This is a genomic window from Salinicola peritrichatus (assembly GCF_003206715.1).
Taxonomy (GTDB): domain Bacteria; phylum Pseudomonadota; class Gammaproteobacteria; order Pseudomonadales; family Halomonadaceae; genus Salinicola; species Salinicola peritrichatus.
Genome location: NZ_PZJU01000021.1, coordinates 103,604 through 129,345 on the forward strand (window position 1 = coordinate 103,604; position 25,742 = coordinate 129,345).

Consider the following 25,742-nt stretch of genomic DNA (forward strand, 5'->3'; position numbering starts at 1 on the left):
CCGCCGTTCGGCGGCGCCGGTCACCGGTAGGCGGAGGTGAGGCCTATCAAACCGCTGTTTTCCTACGGCCCGGTGCCCACGTATCGCATGCTGCTGTGTGCGGTGTTGGCATTCGGGCTGATGTTCGCCGAACATCGCTTCAGTGCGGTGGAAACGGTGCGTTCTCATTTGACCACCGTCGTGGCGCCGATCCAGTGGCTGGTCAGCCTGCCTAGCGAGGGCATGCGCTGGGGGGCGATGGCGATCTCCGATCAGCAGAGCCTGATCGACGAGAACCTGCGCCTGCGCGAACAATTGCTGACCCTTTCCAACCGGGTGCAGCGCATGGCCAGCCTGACGGCGGAAAACGTCCATCTGCGCGAATTGCTCAACGCGCCCAATCCCGACGACGTTCCCTACATCACCGCGGAGCTATTGTCGCTGGATTCCGATCCGTTCACCCAGCAGATGGTGATCAACCGCGGCCGGCGTGACGGTGCCTATATCGGCCAGCCGGTCATGGACGCCTCGGGGCTGATCGGCCAGGTGGTCTCGGTCTCCGCCTACACCAGCCGGGTATTGATGGTGGCCGACGCCAACCATGCAGTGCCGGTGGAGATCAACCGCAACGGGTTGCGCTTCATCGCTCAAGGCACCGGTCAGCTCGATACCCTCGACGTTCCCAGCGTGCCGGCGACGGCGGACATTCGTGAGGGCGATCTGTTGGTTACCTCCGGTCTCGGCGGACGTTTCCCGCAGGGCTATCCGGTGGCGCGTGTCAGCCGCGTCAAACGTGCATCGAGTCAGGCTTTCATGGAAGTGACCGCCGAGCCGATCTCGCAGCCGGAACGCTCACGCTATTTCCTGTTGCTGTTCCCGCCCGAGCGTCCCGATACCAGTGGCCTGAGCGGCCCGGAGCGGATGGCCCGCCAGGTGATCTGGCCCGGCGATCCCGCTCATCCCGAGGTCCATCGGATCAGCGAGACGGCACTGACGGCGGCATTGAAACTGCAAGCGGGGGCACCGCATTGACCATGGGGCTGTTCGGCTATCTTTTTGTCTGGTGCACGCTGTTGTTGGCCCTCTGCCTGCAGGTGATGCCGCTGCCCGATGCCTGGCTGGTGTGGCGCCCGGACTGGCTGGGCGTGTTGCTCGCTTATTGGTGCGTGGCCACGCCGCAGCGCGTCGGTGTCGTGCACGGTTTCGTGCTGGGCCTGATTCTCGATCTGATCGAGGGTGCGCCGCTGGGGCAGAACGCGCTGACGCTGTCGCTGCTGGCCTATCTTTTCCTGTTGCTGTACCAGCGTTTCCGGGTCTACTCGATCTGGCAGCAGGCGGTGCTGGTATTCGTCCTGCTGGGCATCGCTCAACTGGTCGAGCAATGGTTGCGCACGATTTTCGGGCCGATCTCGGTCAGTCTGGAGTTCCTGCTGCCGGCGCTGATCGGCGCGCTGCTGTGGCCGTGGCTGTTCACCATGATGCAGGTGCTGCGGCGTCGCCTAGGCATCGGCTAAGGAAACACTGCCTAAATGTCTGCGCAGGCGAATCGCTGCGTTATGACCGCCATCCCTGGCGGTCACCGGAGGCCGGCCTGCGGCCGTTCAAATTCGCTCCCGGCGAATTTGTGCGCGGTGCNNGGTTGCTGCGCTCCGGGCACCTTGCGACGGAGTGCCGCCCACTTCATCCTGCTCGCCGATTTATACAGCGTTTCCTCGGTATGTCTTCACCTGGAGCCTTCGGATGCTTTCTACCGCCACTCCCATGCTGCGACTGGCCTCGGCATCGCCGCGCCGGCGCGAGCTGCTGACCTCGATCGGTGTTTCCGTCGAGGTCGCGCCTGCCCATATCGACGAGTCCTGTCGCGACGACGAATCCCCTGAAGACTTGGTGACCCGCCTGGCGCGTGAAAAGGCCGAGGCCGGCCATGGCCACGGTGCGCTGCCGACGCTCGGTGCCGATACGGTGGTCGTCTGCGATGGCGAGATATTCGGCAAGCCGCGAGACGAAAGTCACGCCCGCCGGATGTTGTCGGCATTGTCCGGACGGGCGCATCGGGTAATGTCGGCGGTGGCGGTGATTGGCCCGCGGGGGACGCTGGAGTGTCGGGTGGCGACCCAGGTATACATGCGCGAGATCGCCGCGGCGGAGATGGCGGCGTACTGGGCCACCGGCGAGCCTCGCGACAAGGCCGGCGGCTACGCCGTTCAGGGCCGGGCGGCTGTTTTCGTCGAACGGCTGGAGGGCAGCTATTCGGCGGTCGTCGGGTTGCCGCTGTTTGAAACGGCACAACTCCTGCGCGCTCAGGGCATCGCCTTGTGGGATGGCGTCGAGGCTGTGTCATAATCCCTGGCACGGCCCCCAACAACTCGCAAGAATCTGTTTACGATCTCGCGAGCTAGAGTCTCGATTATGGATAATTCGGGGCGAAAACACTTGAGGAAAGGACCGGGCTCGCGTACGAGTTTACATGGGGTTAAATGAGCATTCCGAAGTGTTTGACTCGCTTCGCTCGCCCTACGGACCAGCCTCCGGCTGTTGTCTCCGCGAAGCTCCGACTCAACAATGTTTGGCCGACGCGCAGCAGATCGTAGGCAGGTTCTGACAAGGATGCCCGCATGAGCGGTGAGGTACTGATCAATCTGACGCCGATGGAGACCCGCGTCGCCGTCGTCGAGAACGGGGTGCTGCAGGAAGCTTTCATCGAACGCAGCCGGCGGCGGGGCATCGTCGGCAATATCTACAAGGGCAAGGTGGTTCGCGTGCTGCCCGGCATGCAGGCAGCCTTCGTCGACATCGGTCTCGAACGGGCTGCCTTCATCCATGTCAACGAAGTGGCGCCGCCGCCGGATACGCCCCACGATGAACCGGCATCGATCAGTCATCTGCTGCACGCTGGCCAGTCGCTGATCGTCCAGGTCACCAAGGACCCGATCGGTTCCAAGGGCGCGCGCCTGACGACGCATCTGTCGATTCCCTCCCGCTATCTGGTCTACATGCCGGATTCCCCGCATGTGGGCGTTTCCCAGCGCATCGAGGATGAGGCCGAGCGCGAGCGGCTCAAGGCCCTGGTCGAATGCGGCCAGTCGGAATTGCCGGACGCGGGCGGTGGCGGCTTCATCATTCGCACCGCAGCCGAGGGCGTGGGGCGCGACGAGCTGTTCGCCGACATGGTGTTCCTCCAGCGGCTATGGCAGAAGATCGCCGAGCGGCGTCTCACCGCGTCGACACCGAGTGCCATCTACGACGACCTGCCGCTGTTCATCCGCACCCTGCGCGACGTCATGCGCGACCAGATCGAAAAGGTGCGCATCGACTCCCGCGAGAACTACTTCAAGCTCAAGGAGTTCGCCCGCGAGTTCATGCCGACGCTGGAGTCCTGCATCGAGTATTACCCCGGCGAGCGGCCGATCTTCGACCTTTACAGCGTCGAGGACGAAATCCAGAAGGCGCTGGGGCGCAAGGTCCAGCTCAAGTCCGGCGGCTACCTGGTGATCGACCAGACCGAGGCGATGACCACCATCGACGTCAATACCGGCGGCTACGTGGGTCACCGCAATCTCGAAGAGACCATTTTCAAGACCAACCTCGAGGCAGCCACTGCGATCGCCCGGCAACTGCGCCTGCGCAACCTCGGCGGCATCATCATCATCGACTTCATCGACATGGAGGAACTGGAGCACCAGCGCCAGGTGCTGCGCGTATTGGAAAAGGCGCTGGAGCGCGATCACGCCAAGAACAAGCTGACCGGCGTCACCGAGCTCGGACTGGTGCAGCTGACCCGCAAGCGTACGCGGGAGAGTCTGGAACAGACGCTGTGCGAGCCGTGTCCGACCTGCCAGGGGCGCGGTGCGCTGAAGACACCGGAAACCGTATGCTACGAAATCTTCCGCGAGATCCTGCGCGAGGAGCGCGCCTACTCGCCGGAGACTTACATGGTGCTGGCCTCGCAATCCGTGGTCGACCGCCTGCTCGACGAGGAGTCCGCGGCAGTCGCCGATCTCGAATCCTTCATCGGCAAGACGATTCGCTTCCAGGTCGAAGCGCACTATTCCCAGGAACAGTACGACATCGTACTGATGTGAGTCGATGAGCCGTCTGCGCAACACGCCTTTACGAGCGACGGGACGCTGGCTGCTGACGCTGGTCGCCGTGATCGCCATCGCGCTCGCCTGTGTCTCCACCGGGCTGCGTCTTGCCGCCTTGCAGATCGATCGGTTGTCGCCGTGGCTGGTCTCCTGGGTGGAAGGGCAACTCGATGCCCGGGCCGGTCTCGGCCATCTGGCGCTCGATATCCACCATCTTGACCCGCAATTGACGATGCACGATCTCACGCTGGAAAGCCGTGGGGGGCAGCCGCTGTTGAGCGTCGATCACGCCTCGGGCCGGTTCGAGACACTGGCCAGTTGGCAGCGCGGCGCGCCCATCGTCACGGCGGGAGAGATTCAGGGCCTGACGCTGCATCTCTACGAAACGCCGGAGGGCGACTGGACCTGGCCCGAGGGTGCGGGCAGCCGTTGGTTCGGTGGTAGTGGTCCGCGCGAGCCAGGCCGTATGCCGGACATCGATGCCTGGCTGAAGACGCTGTTGCGTCAGCAGGCCGAGATCGAGGATGCGACCCTGGTGCTGCATGGTCGCGAGCGCGAGGCACGGGTGACACTGTCGCGGCTTGCCTTGGCCAGTCGCAACGGCAAGGCGTCGATCCAGGCCGTTATCGAGCGGAGCCAGGGCCAGAGTGATGGGAGCCAGGCCGCCGAATCGGCGAACGGGAGCGCGGCGACACTGCATATCGCCATCGACGGCGCCGGAGATGCCCCACAGGCGCGCTTCGTCGGCAGTCTGAACCTTTCTGCGCTATCCCCGGCGCTGGCGGTATTGACCGCGCCCCCCGGAACTAATATGTGGGGAGGCAAGGCGCTGGGCCAGGCCGACGGCCGGGCGACGATATCCGGGGAGTGGCGCGATGGCGGTCTGCGCAGCGGCCGCCTGACGCTGGACGTGCCCAGCCTGCGCATCGTCGACACCCGGAACGAGACATCCGAAACACTCACCGACCTTGGCCTGAACGCCGGACTCACGCGGGACTCCGCGGGGCAATGGCGGGCGTGGATCGATGACCTGCGCGTATCCCATGCGGGGCTGGCCGATGTCGACTGGCCGAGCGCGCTACAGGCGCAATCCACCGATGATGGCTGGTGGCTGCGCACTACGCCGTTCGATGTCGACGGCATGACCGACTATCTGCGCTTCGTGCCATTGCCGTTCGACATCGCGCAGCCGCTGATCCATCTCGATCCGCGCGGACATGTCGCCGGGCTGGAAGTGGGCCAGGATCACGGCGAGTGGTACGCGCAGAGCGCGCTCGAGCAAGTTTCGCTGACGGCCTGGAACGAGATTCCCGGCGGTGGTCCTGTCGATGCCTGGGCCACGTTCCGCGGCCGAGGTGGCAGCGTCGCGTTTACCGGTGGCGAGCACACGACCTTTTCTCTCCCCAGCGTCTATGCCGATCCGCTCGATCTCTCCTCGGCCAGCGGCGCGATCGATTGGCGGCTGACGCAGGAGGGCGCCGTATTCAGTGGCGAAGACCTCAAGGCCGGCTGGCGAGGAGCCAGCGCCGAGGGGCGCTTCGGCCTGACGCTCTTCGACGCCGACGACAAGCCGGGAAGTTTTCTGCTCGATCTCTCCTTCGCCGATGCCGATGCGCGCCATTCCGGTGTGCTTTCCTGGTTGCCCACGCGCGTGATCGACGATCCGCAACTGCTCAAGTGGTTCGGCGGCGACATCGGCGGCATGGTCAAACGCGGCGAGTTGGGGCTGTCGCTGACACTGACCGACAAGGAGGCACCGGAGGGGCAGATGTTCGTCAATCCTGACGACCGCTTCACGCTGTCGCTGGATATCACCGACGGGCACCTGCAGTACGCTCCGGACTGGCCGACGCTCGAAGATGTCGAGGGTCATCTGCAGGTCGACAACATGGACCTGCAGGCCCAGGTCGATCACGCCACCAGTCATGATCTGACGACCCGCGACGCCACGGTCACCCTGGCCGACAAGCAGCTTGCGATCGACGGCCACGTTACGGGCAGCAGTGGTGGCTTGCTGGATTTCCTCGCCGATGCACCCTTGGAGGATATGAGCGAGACCTTTGGGCTGTGGCAGAGCGAGGGCCGTGTCGACGCCAAGTTGCACATCGGCATGCCGATGACCGAGCAGAGCGACGCCGAGACCGACATGGCGGTGGACGTGCAGGGGCAGGCCGACGTCGATTCGCTGACCTTCCCCGAATTGCAGCTGACGTTCGGCGACATCGATGGTGACCTGCGCTATCGGCGCGAGAAAGGCGAGGATTACGTGACCGGAACGCTCGACGCACGTGCCCTCGACGGGCCTTTGCAGGCACGTTTCAATATCGGTGGTCGCGACGATGCGCTCGAACCGGGTATCGCAATACAGGGGCAGGCCTGGGGGCAGGGAATCCTGGCCTGGAGCGGTCTGCAGCGGATCGGCGGCTTGCTGGATGGTGTCTTTCCCTACCACGCAGCCATCACCTTCGATGATCAGGACAACGCCAGCCTGACGCTGCGCAGCGATCTCGAAGGCCTCGCCATCCATCTGCCGCCACCGTTCGGCAAGTCGCCGGAGGCCAAGGAAGCACTGGCGATCGATGCGGATCTCGGCTCCGGCTCTGGCACGGTAACACTGGCTGACTGGGGGCGCGCGCGCTGGCGCACGATCGACGACGATGCCCAGGGGCAGGTTTGGCTGGAAGGGTGGCCGGGAGAGCAGGCAGCCTGGCCCAGCGAGCCGGGGTGGTATGTATTGTGGCGACCCAATCGTGTGGATACGCAACGTTGGGTGGAGGCGTTGACCCAGCTCAAGGCTAGCGATGCGGCCTCGGTGTCACGCAGTCGTGTCGAGACCACACTCGAAGACGACGTCGGCGCTCCGGGTGCGCAGCCGGTAAAGAGCGGTGGCGGACTCAAGCGGGTCGCGTTGTCAACGCCTTGCATTCTGGTGGAAGGGCGTTGTCTCGGCGGTCTGCAGGTCGACGCCGCGCCCCTTTCGAAGGGATGGCGGCTCTCCCTCGCTGGCGAAATCGCCGCCGGTGAGGCGAACTGGCAGCCACAGGCCGCAATGCCGATCGACGTCGATCTACAGCGTCTCAATCTCGACGCGTTAACGCCGGAGAAAAAAAACAGGGCGGATCACGATGCGGCATCGAGTTTAATGGACGAGATCGAAACCGCGCCTCACCCGGTCGGTCTGCCTTCTTGGCTCGCCAAAATCCCGGCAGGGCATGTGCGTGTCGCCGAGTTCGAGCGTCAGGGTCAGCGGTTCGGACCCTGGGAAGCGACCTGGCAGGCCGACGACCGGCATCTTACTGTCGAGCCACTGGCGCTTTCGCTGGGCGAGTTGGATCTATCGGGGTCACTTGATTGGGAAGCTTCCGGAGGCGCGAGTCTGAGTCGAGTCCAGTTGCATGCCAGCGGTGGTAATGTGGGAAGCGCGTTCCGCATATTGGGCCAGCCGGTACCGGTCACCAGCGACAGTGCCAAAGCCGACATGCAGCTTTCCTGGCCAGGCGCGCCATGGCAATTTTCGCTGCCACTGTCGACGGGCCGGGTTCAGACGACGATGAATACCGGACAGTTGCGCCAGATCCATTCGTCCGGGGCCAAGCTGGTCGGGCTTTTCAATCTGGACAATATCCTACGCCGTCTGCAACTGGATTTTTCCGACGTGACCAGCGGCGGCACCGCTTTCAATCGCATCGATGGCAGCGCTACCCTGTATGATGGTGTTTTGAAGAGCCAGGGTCCGGTGGTGATCGAGGGGACTTCGACGCGTTTTACGCTAACGGGGAGCGTCGATCTCAATCGCCAGACGCTGAATCAGCGCCTGGGCATTACCGTACCGGTCAGCCAGAACCTGCCATTGGTCGCGGTGATGGCGGGGGCGCCCCAGGTGGGTCTGGGGCTCTTTGCGTTCCATAAACTATTTGGCCGTTGGCTGGATAGTGCCACGCAAATTTATTATCGCATCGAGGGCCCCTGGTCCTCGCCGAACATCAACCTGGAAAGTGCCCGATGACACTGAATCCAATGAGACAGAAGAGTAATGACGTTCTCGAGCAGGCATCGGCGCTGTTGCTGGCCCCCGACGGCCTGGACGTGGGGGCGCTGGATGTCGGTCTGGGCCATGCCATGGGCGTCGGTATCGATTACGCCGATCTGTTCTTTCAGCGCACCTGGCATGAAATGTGGGTGCTCGAGGATGGCGAAGTGAAGGATGCCAGCTACAGCATCGACGGCGGCGTCGGTGTGCGCTCGCTCTCCGGCGAGAAGACCGGCTTCGCCTATTCCAGCCAGATCAGCTCGGATGCGCTGCTGGATACCGGACGCACGGCGTCCGGCATCGCCCGGAGCGGCACGCGGCATCGGCCGGCGTCGATTCAGGTCGCGGCGGCCACCGCGCGCTATCAGGGCGTCGATCCGCTGAGCGGACTCTCCGCCGAGGACAAGATCGCGATGCTCAAGGAAGCCGACCGGGTCGCTCGCGCCGAGGACCCGTCGGTCACCCAGGTGAGCGCTTCCCTGACCGGTGTGCACGAGGTGGTGCTGGTGTGCGCCAGCGATGGCACGCTGGCGGCCGACATCCGTCCGCTGGTGCGCTTCAACGTCAACGTGATCGTGGCCCGCGACGGTCGGCGTGAACGAGGTAGCGCCGGCGGCGGCGGGCGTTACTCGATGGAACGCCTGCGCGACGAGAAGGTCGCCGACAAGTACGCTCGCGAAGCGGTGCGTCAGGCGCTGGTGAATCTGGAGGCGGTGGCCGCGCCGGCCGGTCAGATGCCGGTGGTGCTGGCCAATGGCTGGCCCGGTATCCTGCTGCACGAGGCGGTCGGCCATGGGCTCGAGGGCGATTTCAACCGCAAGGGCAGCTCCGCCTTCGCCGGCCGCCTGGGTCAGCAGGTCGCGGCCAAGGGGGTCACCGTGGTCGACGACGCCACGCTCGCCGATTGTCGCGGCTCGCTCAGCGTCGATGACGAAGGGACACCCGGCCAGTACACGCCGCTGATCGAGGACGGCATTCTCACCGGCTACATGCAGGACAAGCTCAACGCGCGGCTGATGGGCATGCAGCCGACCGGCAACGCGCGGCGCGAATCCTACGCCCATACCACCATGCCGCGCATGACCAACACCTACATGCTAGCGGGCCGGGACGACCCGGAAGAGATCGTCAAGAGCGTCAAGCGCGGCCTCTATGCCGTCAGCTTCGGCGGCGGCCAAGTCGACATCACCTCGGGCAAGTTCGTGTTCTCGGCCAGCGAGGCCTACCTGATCGAGGACGGCAGGATCACCACGCCGGTGAAAGGCGCGACGTTGATCGGCAACGGCCCCGAGGCGATGTCGCATGTCTCGATGATCGGCAACGACATGGCGCTGGACAGCGGTATCGGGATCTGCGGCAAGGAGGGCCAGGGCGTGCCGGTCGGCGTCGGGCAGCCGACGCTGAAGCTGGATGAGATAACCGTTGGGGGGACGGGAACGTAATCCTGGGGGAAGAGGGAAGAAGAAAGAGGGAAGAGGGAAGAGGGAGACTATGCGTTTATCTTCCATCTTAAGGCGCGTAGCGCCGTACTTCCTTCTTATAGCGGCGTAGCCGCGCTTCTTTCTTCTAGCCGCGAAGCGGCGCTTCCACCTTCAGGACTATAGGTTGGCCGTGTCGCGGAGCAGTTGGAACAGCTTGCGCGCGCTGGTGGGCGGTTTCTCCCGCTGGCGTTCGTTGCGGGCGTTGCGGATCAACTGGCGCAGCGCCTGGCGGTCGACCTGGGGGTGCGCTTCGATGAAGGGTTCGAGGGCGTCGTCGTCATCGATCAAGCGGTCGCGCCACTGCTCCAGCCGATGGAAAGCGGCGTTGCGCTGGACCTGTTCGTGGTCGATCGCTTCGAAAGCGGTGCGAATCGCTTCCCGGTCCTCGCGGCGCATCAGCTTGCCGACGTACTGCATGTGGCGGCGGCGGCCTTCGTGGGAACGAATGCGTCCGGTTTCCTCGACCGCAGCCAGCATGTCATCGGAGAGCGGCAGGCGGGCACGAGTGGCTTCGTCGAGCGCGATGATGCGTTCTCCCAGGGCTTGCAGTTCGTGCATCTCTTTCTTGCGTTGCGTCTTGCTGGGAGGCGCGTCCTCGAAAGTCATGTCATTACCATTTACGACGAGTGAGGCCCGCAGTATATCAGCGCGTGCTTGCTCGCCAATGCTTCTTGTTGAGTCAGAAGCTTCGATGATCAGGAGTTTGAGATGAGCCAAGCCTTCAATGCCGAGCAGCAGCAGTCGCGCCTCGAGGAGCGCGCGGCGATGGCGCTGGATCTCGCCAGGCAGATGGGCGCGGACGCCTGCGAGGTTGGCGCGAGCGTCGATCAGGGCATCGGTGTGAGCGTACGCCTCGGCGAGACCGAGACCGTCGAGCTTTCCCGCGATCAAGGCATCGCGGTGACCGTGTACGTCGGCCAGCGCAAGGGCAATGCGTCCTCATCGGATGCCGGCGATGCCTCGATTCGCGCCGCGGTCGAGAAGGCGATCTCGATCGCCCGCTATACCGGCGAGGACCCGGCGACGGGGCTGGCCGATGCCGAGCTGATGGCCACCGACTTGCCCGATCTCGATCTGCATCATCCTTGGGCACTGACCACCGACGAGGCGATCGATCTGGCACTGCGTTGTGAAAGCGCCGGGCGCGAGCAGGCGGGAATCACCAATTCCGAGGGCGCGAGCCTGTCATCTTCGGAAATGGTGACGGTCTACGCCAACAGCCACGGGTTTCTAGGCAGTCGCCGGGGCACGCGCCATTCGCTGTCGTGTCTGCTGATCGCCGGTAGCGGCGACCACATGCAGCGCGACCACGACTTCACCACCGCGCGCAGGTCCAGCGATCTGACCAGCCCGGAGTCGGTGGGGATGAGTGCCGCCGAGCGTACGTTGCGCCGGCTGGGTGGCCAGCGGCCCAGGACGGGGCGGCTGCCGGTACTGTTTTCGCCGGAGATGGCGCGTGGCCTGGTCGGCAATCTGCTTAACAGCATCGCCGGAGGCGCGCTCTATCGCGAGTCGTCGTTTCTCTGCGACCAACTCGGCGAACGGCTGTTCCCCGAGTGGTTCTCGCTGGGTGAACGCCCGCGTGAAGTCGGCGGGCTCGCCAGCGCGGCATTCGATGGCGATGGCGTAGCGACGCGCGATAACCTGTTCATCGACCGCGGCCGGCTCGCCAGCTACATGCTTTCCGCCTACAGCGCACGACGGCTGGGACTCGAGACCACGGGCAACGCCGGTGGAGCCCGCAACGTGCGGATCGAAGCGCCGTTGGCGTCGCTGGAATCGCTCTTGCAACAGTTGGGGACCGGGATCATGGTCACCGAGATGATGGGGCAGGGCCTCAATCCGGTGACCGGCGATTACTCCCGCGGCGCGGCCGGTTTCTGGGTCGAGAACGGCAAGATTTCGCACCCGGTGGAGGAGTTCACCGTGGCCGGCAACCTGCGCGAGATGTTCGCCGGGCTGCAGGGCGTGGGGGACGATGTCGATCGCCGAGGCAGCATTCAGACCGGTAGCTGGCTGATCGACTCGATGACGATTGCGGGGCAGTAGAAGGGCAGAAGGAAGAGGAAAGAGATAAGAGGAAAGAGATAAGAGCGTTGCTTGCTACCTTAGCGAGCGGCGCTCATTGTTCTTCCGTCTTCCGTCTTCCGTCTTCCGTCTTCCGTCTTAATTCGACCAGCCGCCGTCGATCAATTGCACCGTGCCGGTGATAAACGCGGATTCGTCGCTGGCGAGATGCGTCGCCAGCGCGGCGATCTCCTCGACCTTGCCCAGCCGGCCCATGGGTTGGCGAGCGATGAATTCGGCGAAGACGTCGTCCGTCGTGCGGCCCTGCTGGCGTGCCTGTTCGGCTACGCGCTCGCGCAACGAGGGCGAGTCGACCGTTCCGGGACAGATCGCGTTGCAGCGAATGCCTCGGGTCATGGTGTCGGCGGCGACGGATTTGGTCAGGCCGATCACGGCGGCCTTGGTGGTGCCGTAGGCGAAACGGTTGACCACGCCTTTGACGCTGGAGGCGAGCGACGACATGTTGATGATGCTGCCGCCACCGTTGTCGAGCATCGCTGGCAGCGCGGCGCGAATGGTATAGAACATCGAGTCGACGTTGAGCCGCTGGGCGAAGGCCCACTGGGCGTCGTCGCATTCGAGAATCGAGCCGCTTGGCACCGTGCCGGCGCAGTTGAACAGCACGTCGAGAGGCGGCAGCGAGTCTATCAGTGCTCGCACGGCTTCTGCGTCGGTGACGTCGAGTGCGTGGCACTGAGCGCCTTCCAGCCCCTCCAGCTTCGTCGCGTCGATATCGGTCGCGATTACCCGCGCGCCTTCCGCCAGAAAGCGCTCGACGGTGGCACGACCAATGCCTTGGCCTGCGGCGGTGATCAAAGCGGTTTTATTGGCGAGTCGCATGACCGATGGCTCCTGGCATGGTTTTTGGTTCTAATGTCTAAAGGCCTGACCTTTGGTCCGAGTATTATCCTTTGTCGAAACGGCCCGCAAATCGCCAAACGTCTAATAGACCCGCTCAGGCCTGTGAAAACGGATGAATTTGCGACCAATGTCTAGTTCATGAAACCGGGAGATCGATAGATGCCGATCCAGACCATCCGCGCGCAGCGGCTCTATCGTCAGATTGCCGATCAACTGCTGGAATTGATCCGACGCGGCGAGTTTCCACCGGGAACGCTGCTGCCGCCGGAACGGGATCTGGCGCAGCAGTTGGGCGTGAGTCGCGCGTCGGTGCGTGAAGCGCTGATCGCGCTGGAAGTGATCGGTCAGGTCGAAGTGCGGGTCGGCCACGGCGTGCTGGTGTTGGAACGTGCCACCGAAGTCGAAACCTCGGTGATGAGCGCCGCCCGGAGCAAGGAGCCCTGGGCCATGGACCCGGAATTCGCCAGCGAGATCGAGCTCGATCTCGATCGGGAAATTCCGCCGTTCTCGCTGCTCCAGGCGCGGCATTATCTCGAGCCGGAAACCGCCTCGCTTGCCGCCCTCAATGCCAGCGACGACGATCTGGAGGCGATCCGCGCCGCCTATCGACGCAACGTCGAGGACAATCTCCACGGCGGCAACAACATGGTCGGCGACAGGCTGTTCCATATCCGTATCGCCGAGGCTTCCGGCAACGCCGCCTACGCGATGATGATCAAGCATTTGCTGGGGCATCAATACGGCGTGATGTTCCGGCGATTGCAGGCGCTGTTCATGGAGACCGACATGCCGCGCCAGTCGCAGGACGATCACGAGCGTATCCTGGCCGCGATCGAAGCCCGCAACGCCGAAGCCGCGCGCAACGCCATGGAAGTCCACCTGGACCACGTACTGCGGGTGTTTTTCGATACCTGAGGCCCCGCGGGCTAATGCTCGTATCGCCACCGGCCAGCCGCCCTCGCGAATTCTCGGATAGTCGCTGACGTCCCGGTTGTAGAGATAGAGCCAGGCGGGGCCGTGCATGAAACGGCAGCAGCCCCTAACCTGTCAGAGGCATTGCGTTGCGACACCCAAGCCTTTCAAGGGAGACCCTCATGAGCAAAGTACTGGTGTTGTACTACTCGAGTTATGGACATATCGAAACCATGGCCAAGGCAGTGGCGGCAGGCGCCGAAAGCGTTCCCGGTACTCAGGTCGACATTCGCCGCGTGCCGGAACTGGTGCCGGAGGAGGTGGCACGGAAGTCCGGCTACAAGCTCGATCAGGACGCGCCGCTGATCGATGGGCCCGAGGCGTTGGTCGATTACGATGCGATTCTTATCGGTACGCCGACCCGTTACGGCAACATGGCCTCCCAGATGCGCAATTTCTGGGACATGACCGGCGGAATATGGGCTCAGGGTAAGCTGAACGGCAAGGTCGGCAGCGCCTTCGCCTCCACGGCGACGCAGCACGGCGGTCAGGAGACCACGCTGATTTCGATCCATACCATGCTGTTTCACCTGGGTATGGTCGTGGCCGGTGTGCCCTATAGCTGCCCCGAACTCTCGAACATGGAGGAGATCACCGGCGGCACGCCTTACGGCGCGACCACGCTGGCCAACGCGGACGGCAGCCGCACGCCGAGCGAGAATGAGTTGACGATCGCCCGCTACCAGGGCAAGCATGTCGCCGAACTGGCGGCCAAATTGGCCGGCTAGCGATCATCACGTCGGGGTGACGATAGGTACCCGCTTCATGCGGGATCCGGTGGCCGTCTTCGGCGGTCACCGGTCACTCTTGTCCGGCCGATAATCGAAGTAGTGAAAATCGGCGGGCAACTTGCCGCCGGATAGATCCTGTGCGCAAAGACCCACGAAAGTGCCGGTGAAGCGAATGTAGTCCGGGTCGTCATCGCATAGGTGGGATATGTCCAGCGCCTCGCCGATGTCCTGCCAGTCATCATGCTCCGTCGAGAACGAAAACCGTAACCATTGCCGGTCGATGCGAGCCTTCAGACGCACCGACCCCGCTTCCAGTGGAATGTCCTGTGCCAAGGGTTCGTCATACTGTCCATGGCGCGAGACGATGATGCCGATGCAGCGCCCTGATGCCTCGTCATGAGTGACGCGTAAATAGACATGATCCTTGGTATCGTAATAGACGATCAATCCGGCCATCTGCTGGAAATGCACCGGCGAAAACGACAGGCGAGTTTCCACCTCGACGTGGAAATGGCTCAGGCGCCTTGCCAGCAAGCTCTGGCGATGGGTCGACTGCATCGACTCGCCACCCTTGAGTCGAAGGCAGCCGGGGCATTCCTCCAGCGATAGCCAGTCCGGGGAAAAAGGACGACGCAGGGCGTGCCAATAATGCTTGAGCCGGGGCCCGTCGAAGGTATCGTGGTCGGCTTCCGCGGCCGGCGGTTGCCATTCGAGACCTGGAGCCGGCACCTGGTGACTGGGGAAGGGACCGTGGTCGACTCGCAGCCAGCCGTCTTCTGTCCAGTGGCATCGCTGTAGCGCGGTCTCGCGTCCCAGAATGCAGCGCTTCTCCACTACCGGGCGGGCGCAGAGATGGGCGAGGTACCAGTCGCCGTGCTGCGTCTCCACCAGGCTGCCATGACCTGCCTTCTGCAATTGGTCCGTCATTCCCGGGTCGGACGTCAGCACGGGATTGGTTGGGTCCACCTCGTAGGGACCGGTCAAGTTGCGCGAGCGTGCCATCGTCATGGCGTGACCGTAGCCGGTGCCGCCCTCGGCGGTGACCAAGTAGTAGTAACCGTTGCGCCGGTAGAGATGGGGCGCTTCGGTGACCCCGAGCGAGGTTCCCTGGAAGATATTGTGGACCGGGCCGGTCAGCGACTGGCGCTCGATGTCGTAGCACTGTAGCGCGATACCCGCAAAGGCGTTCCGTCCCTTGCGGAAATCCCAGATCATGTTGAGCAGCCAGGCGGTGCCATCATCGTCGTGGAACAGAGAAGGGTCGAATCCGCTGCTGTTGAGGTAGACCGGATCCGACCAAGGGCCCTCGATCCGTTCGGCGCTGACCAGGTAGTTGTGAGTATCCTTGAACGCGCCGCGCCGGCTCTTGACGTCGGTATAGATCAGAAAGAACCGGCCGTGGGCATAGCTGAGGCAAGGGGCCCAGACTCCGCCGGAATCGATGTCGCCGATCATGTCCAACTGTGAACGTCGTGTCAGCGGGGAAGGTAATTGGCGCCACTGCACCAGGTCTCGCGAGTGGTGCAGGGTGACGCCCGGGAACCATTCGAAGGTCGAGGTTGCGATGTAGTAATCATCGCCAACCCGCAGGATCGATGGGTCCGGGTGGAAGCCGGGGAGGATTGGGTTGGTGATGACGCTCATGCGTTCTCCTGTCGTTGCGGAATTCATTACCTGGCAGCAAGCTCGGCGACGATGGCTGGGTAGCGCTTGTCGAGGTCGTAGAACAGCATCAGCGCGATCAGGAGTACGCAGAGTCCCATCGGCAGGTAGATGAACAGCGCCTGAATCGCGAACAAGGCCGCATCGCTCTGCTCGCCGCCCCCGCCGACGTAGCCGCCGAAGGCCAGAATCCAGCCGAGCAACGCGGTGCCAAGCCCGCTGCCGACCTTGATACCCATGCTGCCGCCACTGTAGACCATGCCTTCGTTGCGGATGCCGGTCTTCCACTCCCCGTACTCGATGGTGTCGCCAAGCAAGGCGAACATGCTGCCGTTGATGGGGGCCTTGCCGAGACCGCGGATGATGGTGCCAGCGACGATCAGATAGACATTGCTGAGATCGATCAGCATGATCCCGTACCCGACCAAGGTGATCAGTTCGCCGACGATGATCGCGTTACGCTTGCCGTAGCGCTTGGTAATCGGGGGAACGAGGGCCATGCCCACCAGAATGAACACCGTGTAGGCCGTGGTAATGATGCCCACCAGCCAGGTATCGTCGAGCAGATACTGGGCATAGTAGACAACGGCACCTGAGTTGAGTGCGTTGAAGATGTAGGTCACCAGGATGAAGATCGTGGCCAGCGCCCAGTAGCGATTTCTGCTCAATGTACGAAGGCTTTGCATCAAAGGTACTGGTGCCTGGTGGCGTCGTTCATCGGCCGGTTTGACTCGCTCGCGCGTGCTCATGAAGGTGAACAGGAAAAGACCGGTACCGATCACACCGAAGATCATGAAGGTCATGACCCAGCCACTCTGTCCGCCTCCGAGTAACGTGGCTACGGGCAGAGTCAGGTTGCCGACTACCAGCACCCCGATCAGTGCCAGGCTCATGCGGAAGACATTGAGCAACGAGCGCTGGTACTGATCCTGGGTGATCAGCGAGTTGAGAGTGCCGTAGGGAACGTTGAGACCGGTGTAGACCAGACAGACCACATTGTAGGTAACGGCGATATAGACCGCCTGCCAGAAGGGCGAAACATCCGGGACCGTGAATAGCAGTATCGCCGAAACCGCAAAGGGCACCGCCAGCCACAAAAGCCATGGGCGGGCCTTGCCGTGGCGGGAGGTGGTCTTGTCGATGACGTAGCCCATGGCGATGTCCGAGACGCCGTCGAACACGCGCGAGAACAACATGATCGAGCCGATCACGCCGGCCGCCACACCGATGACATCGGTATAGTAGTAGACGATGAAGATGCTCATCGCCTGCCAGATGAAGTTGCTGGCAAGATCCCCGCAGCCGTAGCCGATCTTCTCCCTCAATGGAATCTGGCCATTTTCCGTGGCGCTGGAGAGATGAGTCTGAATACGCGCGTCGCTAGTCATTCCTACCTCATTGCCATGATGGGCTCGGGCTACGGCGCGCCTGGATGGCCGCAGCGTCGGGTGCCTCTCTGAAGGCGGCATTAGATGGCGATCACTCGTAGGCCATCTCCTCTAGCTCCATGCCGTTGGTCTCGCGCACGAAGCGGATCACGAAGATCACCGACAGCACCGCGCAGATCGCGTAGAAGCCGTAGGCGCCGGTCAAACCGATCGAGGCGAGCATGATCGGGAAGGTCATGGTGATGCCGAAGTTGGCGAGCCACTGGAACAGTCCGGCGATCGCCAGCCCCGAGCCGCGCACCTGGTTGGGGAACATCTCGCCCAGCATGACCCACATCACCGGACCCCAGGAGATATTGAAGAAGAACACGTAGACGTTGGCGGCCAGCAGTGCGAGCAGGCCATTGCCGGAGGAGAGAGCCAGTCGTCCGTCGACGATGTCGGCGGTGGAGAAGGCGTAGACCAGCATCGCCAGCGTGATCGCCATGCCCAGCGAGCCACCCCACAGCAACGGCTTGCGACCGATGCGGTCGATCAGGCTGATGGTGATCAGGCAGGCGGCGATGCTGACCGCGCCGCTGATGACATTGATCATCAGGGCATCGTTTTCGGAGAAACCGACCGCCTGCCACAGCACGGCGCCGTAGTAGAACACCACGTTGATCCCCACCAGTTGCTGGAACACGGCAAGCCCAATACCGACCCAGACCAGTTTGAGCACCTTGCCGGTGGCCGGATTGATCAGGTCCGACAGGCGCGGCTTGTGGCGGTTGGAAAGCGAGGAGCGGATCTCCGCCAGGCGCGTACGCGTGCCGTTTTCGTCATACACCAGACGCAAAACCCGCTCGGCCTTCTCCTCATGACCGGCACTGACCAGAAAGCGCGGGCTCTCCGGGATGAACAGCAGGGCGACCAGGAAGATGCCGGCGGGCACCATCTCCATCCAGAACATGCAGCGCCAGGCCTCGAAGCCGAACCATAGCGGTGCCACCGAACCGCCCGCGACGTTGGCCAGGATGTAGTTGTTGAGGAACGAGCAGAATAGCCCGCCAATGATCGCCACCTGCTGAATGGTTGCCAGGCGACCACGCAGATGCGACGGCGCGATCTCGCTGATATAGGCCGGCGACATCACGCTGGCGGCACCCACCGCCAGGCCGCCCAGCACTCGGTAGATCACGAACTCCAGCGAGCCGTCGGCGATGCCGGAACCCCAGGCGCTGACAAGGAAGAACACAGCGGCCACGAGCAACAGGGTACGGCGGCCGAACTTGTCGGCCAGGCGACCGGCGAAGAAGGCACCGACCGCGCAGCCAAGCAGCATCGAAGCGACGTTGAAGCCGGTTCCGACACTCTCCGAATTGAATGCTTGCTGAAGGCCGTCGACGGTACCGTTGATGACGCCGCTGTCGAAACCGAACAGGAAGCCGCCGATGGCGGCGACGCAGCAGGTAAGAAAGACCACGAAGGGGCGTTGGGAAGTGTGAGTTGGCATTGTTGAACTCCGATGGTGTGTCGATAGAGGCCTTGGAGCGTTGACGATCAGAGCCAGCCGGCGTCGACCCAGTAGTTGTGAGCGGTACAGGCGGCGGCGTCGTCCGAGGCAAGGAAAAGCACCATGGCGGCTATATGTTGAGGGTGGATACGTACCTTGAGCTTCTGTTCGGCAACGATCTGCTCTTCATCCTCAGGGGTATACCAGCGTGACTGGCGCGGGGTCTTGACGTTGCCGGGAATCACGCAATTGACGCGGATCCCGTCGCCGCCCAATTCGCTCGCCAGGGCGCGGGTCAACCCTTCGATGCCAGCCTTGGCGGTTTCGTAGAGCACCAGACCAGGCTGCCCGAGGTGCCAACTGATCGAGCCCAGGTTAACGATGGCTCCCTGGCCTCGTCGGCGCATGGCAGGTGCGACCTCGCGGGCGGCCAGTACCAGATGGCGCAGATTGACTGCCATCCGATTTTCCCAGTACTCGGGAGTGATGTCCTCGAGACGATGGCGATCGTCATTGGCCGCGTTGTTGACCAGGACATCGATGTCGCCGATGTCGTTCAGTGTCGCGATCAGTGTGTTGGTATCGGTGAGATCGCAATGATGAAAATGCACGTTGCTCCCCAGCTCTTCGGCAAGGGATTTGGCATCATCGAGGATATCGAGGAAATGAACTTCGGCGCGCTGCTCGGCGAAGGCACGTACCAGACCAGCGCCGATTCCGGAACCGCCGCCGGTGACGACGACACGCTTACCCTCGAGACTTGGGTAGATCGCTGAACGCATGACTGACTCTCTGGTTAGTAAATTGTATGAACTAATGGGTGGAGACAGCATGCGTCGCGATCATCGAATGCGCTATTGACCATTAGTGTTAAGACTTAAGTCGTGCTGTGGCGATGTGTGCCGGTCGGCGCGGCAGCGCTCTGATATAGTCGCTGCATCTGCCGCCATTCGACGATGCCGACTCGCGCCATGCCCAATTCCTTTACGCCTCAAGCCGCCGGTGACCTCAACTATCTGAAGAGCCTCAATCGCAGCACGATCCTGAGCACCGTGCGGCGAAACCCTGGGCTGTCGCGCGCCGACATCGCCCTGCAGACCGGCCTGACCAAGGCAACGGTGGGCGGCGTGGTGCAGATATTGCTGGAGCAGGGATGGCTGCGCGAGGGCGAACTGCATGCACGGGGCGGCGGACGGCCGGGGCGGGCGCTGCACCTCGACGACGCTCATCACTGCATGTTGGGCGCCGAGGTCGGGGTCAAGGGGCTGCGTCTGGTGGCATGCAATCTGCTGGGCGAGATCCTGGCCAGTCTCCACCGGGAGGAGCCGCCGACCACGCCGGAGGCGACCGCCAGGCGGCTGGCCGAACTGCTGGGCGAACTGCGCGATGATCCGGCCATCGCCGGACGCTCCTGTCTCGGGCTCGGCGTGGCGGTGCCGGGGCCGGTCTCTCCCCAGGCGCCGATTCTGCGTCTGGCGCCCAATCTGGGCTGGGTCGATATCGATTTTCTGGCACTGTTGCGCGCGGAGTGCAGGGGACCGGAAGGCATCTGGCTACTGGAGAACGAAGCCAATGCAGCAGCCTTCGGGGAATTCTATTTCTTCGATGGCGCGCCGCCGGAGTCGATCGCCTATATCAGTGCCGGCAGCGGTATCGGCTGCGGTGTCGTCAGCGGCGATCACTTTCCGGTGATCCCGCGCGGGCGGCAGGGGCTGGTCGGTGAGATCGGTCACACCGTGCTCCAGCCCGGCGGTGCGCTGTGTCACTGTGGCAATCGCGGCTGCGCGGAAACGTTGGTCAGCGGGTGGGCGCTGCGCGAGGCGCTGAAGATCGATTCTCGTGCCAGTCTGAGCGCCTCGGTTAGCGCGCGCGGCGATGAAGCCGAGGTTCAGGCGGCCCTGGCGAGAGCCGGCGACGCCCTGGGATTGCTGCTGCTCAATCTGCACCACACGCTCAACCCGTCGATGCTGATCGTGGGGGGCTCGTTGATGCGCTTGGGAGCGCGGCTGATCGGGCCGGCGTTGAGCTATTTCGATGCCCATCAGAACGACCTGCTCAGGCAGGCGCAGGCGGTACCGGTCAAGGTCGTCGAAGACAGTACCTTTACCGCCGCGCGAGGTGCCGCCGCCCAGGTGATGGCGCGGGCGGCGGTGGCATTATGAGAGCCAGTCCAAAAACTGCTGCGCGTCGATCAAACGTCGTTGAGTCGGAGCTCTGCGGAGACAACAGCCGAAGGCTGGCCCGTAGGGCAAGCGAAGCGAGTCAAATGGCTTCGGAATACTCATTTACCCCTTGTAAACTCCGCTACCTCAGCCGTTTTCGCCTAGTTTGATTCTAGCTCGCGAGATTTTGAACAGGCTCTGCGAGCGGGAATCGTCTTTCAGCTCCGCTGAATCCTGATCCCACTGGCGCCGTTGCCGCGCGGCTCCACCCGAATCTGCAGCGGGATGCGCTCGTGCATCTCCTGCACGTGGGAAATCACCCCGACCCGGCGGCCCTGGGCCTGCAGGCCGTCGAGGGCATCCATCGCCAGCGCCAACGATTCGGGATCGAGGCTGCCGAACCCCTCGTCGATGAACAGCGACTCGATCGCCAACTGATGCGACGCCATCGAGGCCAGGCCCAGCGCCAGCGCCAGCGATACCAGGAAGGTTTCGCCGCCGGAGAGGGAGTGCACCGAGCGGCGCTCGTCGGCCATATCGCCATCGATCACCAGGATGCCAAGTTCGCTGCCGCCGCGTGCCAGCCGGTAGCGCGGCGTCAGCGAATCCAGATGCTGGTTGGCGTGGGTCAGCAGATAATCCAGGTTGTAAGTCTGGGCGATGCGCCGGAAGCGCTTGCCGTCGGCGCTGCCGATCAGACCGTTGAGGCGCTCCCAGCGGTGGACTTCGGCCTCGGCGCGCGCGCGTTCGCGGGCACCTTCCTGCTGCGCCTGGCGGCGGCGGTCGTCCTCGCGCAGGCGATGCTGGGCGCCGTCGCGGCTCTCCTGACATTCCCGGTGTCGCCGTTCCAGCGTTTCCGCCTGCTCGCGCTGCGCCGCCAACCGGTTCGCCAGCCGTTGGGTACAGGTCTCGCCCAGCAGCGTGGCCTCGTCCTGGTTCGGCTCGTGCTGGCTGGATAATAGCGCGCGGCGTTGGGCCAGCAGCGCCTGCTGGCGTTCGCCGTGGGTGATGCGTGCCGCGTCGCGCTCGCGCTCGAGGCGTTCCTGGGTCGCTCGCAATGCGTGGTGGTCCGCTTCGCTGACCTCGAGCAGGGCGGCCAGGCGGGCGTCGTCGAGGCCCAAACGCTCTTGCCGCCACGCCTGCCAGGCATGATCCAGTTCGGCGAATTCGTGCTCCTCCTCCTGCTGGCGTTGCGCGAGATCCGCCAGCCGTTGGCTCAGGCGGACGCGGGTCTGCTCCAGGCTCTGCCAGCGCGCCTGGTGTTGTTCCAGCGCCTGTTCCGCCCGCTGACGGCATTGCTCCAGCGCGTTGTGCCAATCGTTGATCGAAGCCTCGTAGTTGACCGCAGCCTCGCTGCCGAGCCGCTCGTTCAATGCCCGGGCGGTAGCGTCGCATGCCTGGCGCAGCGCCGGCAGCGAGGCTTCGATGGCCTGCAGGCGCGCGTGGCCAAGCGCGATGCGCTCTTCGAGTTTGCCGAGTTCGAGCGCGAGCTGCTGCCATTCGGCCTCCAGCGGCTGTAGCTCGCGCTCGGCGGTGTCGAGAGCCGCCAGTCGCTCGCTCGCCTGCCGCCACGTCTCGTTGGCCGCCGCCTGCTGCCTTTCCAGCCAGATCTTGGGATCTTCGGCGGCGCGCAACGCCGCTGCCTCGGCATGCGTGTCCAGCGTCGCCTCGGCCTGACCCAGCCGTTGCGACAACGACTCGAGCTGGCGTTGACGTTCCTGCACGGCGTCGCGACCGGCGCGCCAGTCGGCAGCGCACTGATGATAGGCTTGGCGGGCCTGTTCGACCCGCTCGTGCAGGGTCGCCAGTCGCGAACGTTCCTGCTGCTCGATGGCGGCGATCATCGCTTCGCCAGGGTGCGGCGGCGGGGCATGGCGGTAGGGGTGGTCGAGGCCGCCACAAACCGGACAGGGCTGATCCTGGCGCAGCTGCTGGCGCAGTTGCTCGACACTGTCGCTACGTGCCGCGCGGGCGCGTTCGATCTGCTCGCGAACGTGGCTTTCCTCGGCCTCGGCCGCTGCCAGCCGCTCGGCGGCACCTTTGCCCTCGGTCTCCAAGGCATCCAAGCGTCGGCGCTCGGTCTGGATCTGGTGCCGGGTGTCGTCGTGCTCCTGGCGCAGCCGCTCGCGCTCTTGCCAGTCGCGTTCGAGCTGCTGAAGCCGTTGCAGGCTGGCCTGGGCCTGGTCGCGCCGGCGATTCAGTTGAGTTCGCAAGTCGAACGCGGTCTCTCCGGGACCGGCCTGCGCCAGCAAGCGTTCGAGTGCGTCGCGCTGCTCGAGGAGGCGCCGTTCGAGCGGCTGACGATCTGCGAGCAACCGTTGGCGCCGCCGCTCGTCGCTGTCGGTGGCGTCACGCAGTTGGCGGCGTTCGTGCTCCTGCTGTGCGAGTTGCTGTCGCTGGTGCTCGTGTTCCGCGGCCAGGCGGCGAGCCTGCTCCAGCTGCGGTTGGGCCTCGCGATGGGCTTGCCGGGCCTGATCCCGTTGCTGGCGGGCGGCGGCGAGTTGCGGTTCCAGCGATTCGCGCTCGGCATCGCACGCCTGCTGCTGGCGGTGCGTCTCTTGCAGGGTCTGGCGGCGCGTCGCCAGGGTGTTTTCGAGTGCCTGACGCCGTCGGGCGCGATCCCGCCACGGCGCCAGTTCGTCGAGCTGGCGCAGGCGCTCGCGCTCGGCACCCTGGGCCTGCCATGCCGCTTCGGCACGCTCGAGTTCGTCGGCTGCCGCCTGCCATGCCTGGGCGAGCCGGGCGTCGCGCTCCAGCTCGATCCGTTCGGCCTGGTGTGCGGCGATTTCGACCTGCAGCTGTGCCAGTGCCCGCTCCTGGGCCTCCGCTTCCTGCTCGAGCACGGCGCGGGTTTCGGCATCGACGGGCAGGGCATCGGCCAGCCGCGCGTCGATGGCGTCCAGCGCTGCCCTGGCCTCGCGCACGCGTTGGTAGGCCGCCTTCGAGATTGCCGAGTAGTGCTGGGTATCGGTCAGGCGTTCGAGCAGCTCGCTGCGCTCGTTGTCGTCGGCCTTGAGGAAGGCGGCGAACTCGCTCTGCGCCAGCAGCACCGCGCGGGTGAACTGGTCGAAGGTCAGCCCCAGCCGCGCCGGCAGCAGCTTGTCGAACTCGCGTTTCTGCGCGGTCAACAGGCGGCCATCGTCGAGCTCGCTGAGCGACTGCTCGGTCTTCTGCAGGCTGCCGTCGACCTTGTCACGGGCGCGGCGCACCGCCCAGCGGGCGCGGTAGCGACAGCCGTCGCGGCCGACGAAATCGACCTCGGCGAAGCCGCTGGCGCAGCCACGCCGCAGCAGGGTGCGCGGATCGGCGGTGATCAGGGTGTCGTGGTTGACGTCCTCGATCTGCGAGTCCCGCGTCGGTGCCTGGCGCAATCGCGGCGTGCTGCCGTAGAGCGCCAGGCACAGCGCGTCGAGCAGGGTGCTCTTGCCGGCGCCGGTGGGACCGGTGATCGCGAACAGCCCTTGGTCGGCGAGCGGCGCCGTGGTGAAGTCGATCTCATGACGGCCGGCCAGCGAGGCAAGGTTTTCCAGGCGGATGGCGAGAATCTTCATGCCTTGTTTTCCATATCGTGCTCCTCGCTGCCTTCCGCGTCCTGCACTTGCTGGACCAGGCTGGCGAAATCGGCCATCACGTCCTCCGGCGGTGCGTCGCCATAGCGTGCCTGCCAGGTGCGGGCAAAAATCTCCTGCGGCGTCAGATCGTCGAGATCGACGCTGACTTCGTCCTGGCCGCCGGCGTGGGGGTAGCGGCTGTGGATGCGCAACAGGCGCAACGGCTTGTCCGCCAGTGCCGCTTCGATGCGCGCGCGCAGGTCCGGGCGCGGAGCTTCGAGATCGACACGCACTTCCAGCCATGGCCAGCGCTCGCGAGGCAGCTTCGTGTCCGCATCCAGGGCGGCGAGTTCGGCTTCCACCGTTTCGAGATCGCCGGGGCCGACCCGCGTGAGCGCCACGTGGCGCGGAATCGGCAGGCTCTCGATCCCGTCGAGCGCTTCGCCTTCCAGGGTGATTTCGAGCACTTGGTGCCGATAGTGGCTTTCGCTGAAATCCAGCGGCAGCGGCGAACCGCTGTAGCGGATGCGGGTTTCGCCGACCTGCTGCGGCCGGTGCAGGTGGCCGAGGGCGACGTAGGCGACCGATGCCGGAAACAGCGTCGCCGGCACGGCTTCCTCGCCGCCGATGACGATCGGCCGTTCGCTCGCCTCGGAGACGCTGGCGCCCTGTAGGTGGGCGTGGCTCATGGCGACCAGCGCCTGGCCGGGCTGGCGGCGCGCTTCGGCGGTGGCGGTCAACTCGCGATGCACGCGGGCGATGCCGTCGCGGTAGTCGTCGATCCCGCCGCCGGTGACCTCCGCCGGGCGCAGGAACGGCAGCGCCAGGCACCAGGCCGCGATGGTCCCGTGCTGGTCGCGCAGCGGGACCAGCAGGCGGTCGCTGTCCAGCGCTCCATCGTCGAGCCAATGTACCCGGCCCAGCGCATGGGTGTTGAGCCGACGCATCAGTGGCGCCGGCAGCTCGATCCGCGCGCCGCTGTCGTGGTTGCCGGCGATCATCACGATATCAAGTCCGGGCAGTGCCGCGTGGGCACCGACGATGAAGTCGTAGAGCAGCTCCTGGGCGCGCAGCGACGGGTTGACCACATCGAAGACATCGCCGGCGATCAGCAGGGCATCGGGGCGGCGCGCCTCGAGCGTGGTCAGCAGCCAATCGAGAAAGGCGCGATGTTCGGCATGGCGCTCCTGGCCATGGAAGGATTGGCCGAGATGCCAGTCGGCGGTGTGGATCAGTTTCACGATATCGCCCGTTGCGTCCCAGAGCCTGTTCACTTTG

18 protein-coding genes are annotated in these 25,742 nt (G+C 64.3%); 10 read left to right on the plus strand and 8 right to left on the minus strand.

What is annotated here, in order from left to right; all coding sequences use genetic code 11:
* Positions 1–36 precede the first annotated feature (36 nt).
* From mreC to tldD, 6 genes are all read left to right on the plus strand, one after another.
* On the plus strand, positions 37–1,011 hold the full coding sequence (gene mreC / locus DOM57_RS09450; RefSeq protein ID WP_275425968.1) for a rod shape-determining protein MreC: 975 nt from the start codon (positions 37–39) through the stop codon (positions 1,009–1,011).
* A gap of 2 nt (positions 1,012–1,013) precedes the next feature.
* Positions 1,014–1,493, plus strand: coding sequence for a rod shape-determining protein MreD (gene mreD / locus DOM57_RS09455; RefSeq protein ID WP_110648956.1), 480 nt, complete (start codon positions 1,014–1,016; stop codon positions 1,491–1,493).
* 226 nt (positions 1,494–1,719) lie between these two features.
* Positions 1,720–2,322 (plus strand): Maf family protein, encoded by a 603-nt coding sequence (locus tag DOM57_RS09460; protein ID WP_110648957.1) that lies wholly within the window; start codon positions 1,720–1,722, stop codon positions 2,320–2,322.
* 272 nt (positions 2,323–2,594) lie between these two features.
* The gene (rng, locus tag DOM57_RS09465; protein ID WP_110648958.1) at positions 2,595–4,061 is read left to right on the plus strand and encodes a ribonuclease G; all 1,467 of its coding nucleotides are present in this window, start codon (positions 2,595–2,597) and stop codon (positions 4,059–4,061) included.
* Between the two features lie 4 nt (positions 4,062–4,065).
* Positions 4,066–8,070 carry a YhdP family phospholipid transporter gene (locus DOM57_RS09470; protein WP_110648959.1) on the plus strand — a complete coding sequence of 1,335 codons (4,005 nt, stop codon included), beginning with the start codon at positions 4,066–4,068 and terminating at the stop codon, positions 8,068–8,070.
* Positions 8,067–9,536: a metalloprotease TldD gene (tldD, locus tag DOM57_RS09475; protein WP_420820221.1), complete on the plus strand. Its 1,470-nt coding sequence runs from the start codon at positions 8,067–8,069 to the stop codon at positions 9,534–9,536. The genes DOM57_RS09470 and tldD overlap by 4 nt, the downstream gene beginning before the upstream one ends.
* A gap of 156 nt (positions 9,537–9,692) precedes the next feature.
* Here the strand turns inward: tldD and yjgA are convergent, their stop codons facing one another.
* A complete protein-coding gene (yjgA, locus tag DOM57_RS09480) occupies positions 9,693–10,181 on the minus strand; it encodes a ribosome biogenesis factor YjgA (protein WP_110648960.1) in 489 nt (162 codons plus the stop codon).
* A gap of 102 nt (positions 10,182–10,283) precedes the next feature.
* Between yjgA and pmbA the strand changes: the two genes are divergently transcribed.
* A complete protein-coding gene (gene pmbA, locus DOM57_RS09485) occupies positions 10,284–11,624 on the plus strand; it encodes a metalloprotease PmbA (protein WP_110648961.1) in 1,341 nt (446 codons plus the stop codon).
* Positions 11,625–11,741: 117 nt separating this feature from the next.
* Here pmbA and DOM57_RS09490 read toward each other — a convergent pair whose 3' ends face one another.
* Positions 11,742–12,482 (minus strand): SDR family oxidoreductase, encoded by a 741-nt coding sequence (locus DOM57_RS09490; protein ID WP_110648962.1) that lies wholly within the window; start codon positions 12,480–12,482, stop codon positions 11,742–11,744.
* A gap of 180 nt (positions 12,483–12,662) precedes the next feature.
* Here DOM57_RS09490 and DOM57_RS09495 point away from each other — a divergent pair, with 180 nt between their 5' ends.
* Both DOM57_RS09495 and wrbA read left to right on the plus strand, forming a co-directional pair.
* Complete coding sequence (locus DOM57_RS09495; protein ID WP_110648963.1) at positions 12,663–13,418, plus strand: FadR/GntR family transcriptional regulator; 756 nt, start codon at positions 12,663–12,665, stop codon at positions 13,416–13,418.
* A 179-nt stretch (positions 13,419–13,597) separates the two neighbouring features.
* Positions 13,598–14,203: an NAD(P)H:quinone oxidoreductase gene (gene wrbA / locus DOM57_RS09500; RefSeq protein ID WP_110648964.1), complete on the plus strand. Its 606-nt coding sequence runs from the start codon at positions 13,598–13,600 to the stop codon at positions 14,201–14,203.
* Between the two features lie 66 nt (positions 14,204–14,269).
* On the opposite strand, the gene DOM57_RS09505 is transcribed toward wrbA, so the two are convergent.
* From DOM57_RS09505 to xylB, 4 genes are all read right to left on the minus strand, one after another.
* The gene (locus DOM57_RS09505; protein ID WP_110648965.1) at positions 14,270–15,850 is read right to left on the minus strand and encodes a glycoside hydrolase family 43 protein; all 1,581 of its coding nucleotides are present in this window, start codon (positions 15,848–15,850) and stop codon (positions 14,270–14,272) included.
* A 26-nt stretch (positions 15,851–15,876) separates the two neighbouring features.
* On the minus strand, positions 15,877–17,256 hold the full coding sequence (locus tag DOM57_RS09510) for an MFS transporter (RefSeq protein WP_110648966.1): 1,380 nt from the start codon (positions 17,254–17,256) through the stop codon (positions 15,877–15,879).
* Between the two features lie 91 nt (positions 17,257–17,347).
* A complete protein-coding gene (locus DOM57_RS09515) occupies positions 17,348–18,751 on the minus strand; it encodes a sugar porter family MFS transporter (protein ID WP_110648967.1) in 1,404 nt (467 codons plus the stop codon).
* A gap of 47 nt (positions 18,752–18,798) precedes the next feature.
* A complete protein-coding gene (gene xylB / locus DOM57_RS09520; RefSeq protein WP_110648968.1) occupies positions 18,799–19,533 on the minus strand; it encodes a D-xylose 1-dehydrogenase in 735 nt (244 codons plus the stop codon).
* Between the two features lie 189 nt (positions 19,534–19,722).
* Here xylB and DOM57_RS09525 point away from each other — a divergent pair, with 189 nt between their 5' ends.
* Positions 19,723–20,913, plus strand: coding sequence for an ROK family transcriptional regulator (locus DOM57_RS09525; protein WP_110648969.1), 1,191 nt, complete (start codon positions 19,723–19,725; stop codon positions 20,911–20,913).
* Positions 20,914–21,131: 218 nt separating this feature from the next.
* On the opposite strand, the gene DOM57_RS09530 is transcribed toward DOM57_RS09525, so the two are convergent.
* Together DOM57_RS09530 and DOM57_RS09535 are read right to left on the minus strand one after the other, a co-directional pair.
* Positions 21,132–24,464 carry an AAA family ATPase gene (locus tag DOM57_RS09530; RefSeq protein ID WP_110648970.1) on the minus strand — a complete coding sequence of 1,111 codons (3,333 nt, stop codon included), beginning with the start codon at positions 24,462–24,464 and terminating at the stop codon, positions 21,132–21,134.
* A complete protein-coding gene (locus DOM57_RS09535) occupies positions 24,461–25,705 on the minus strand; it encodes an exonuclease SbcCD subunit D C-terminal domain-containing protein (RefSeq protein WP_110648990.1) in 1,245 nt (414 codons plus the stop codon). Before DOM57_RS09535 ends, DOM57_RS09530 begins: the two co-directional genes overlap by 4 nt.
* Positions 25,706–25,742: the final 37 nt, after the last annotated feature.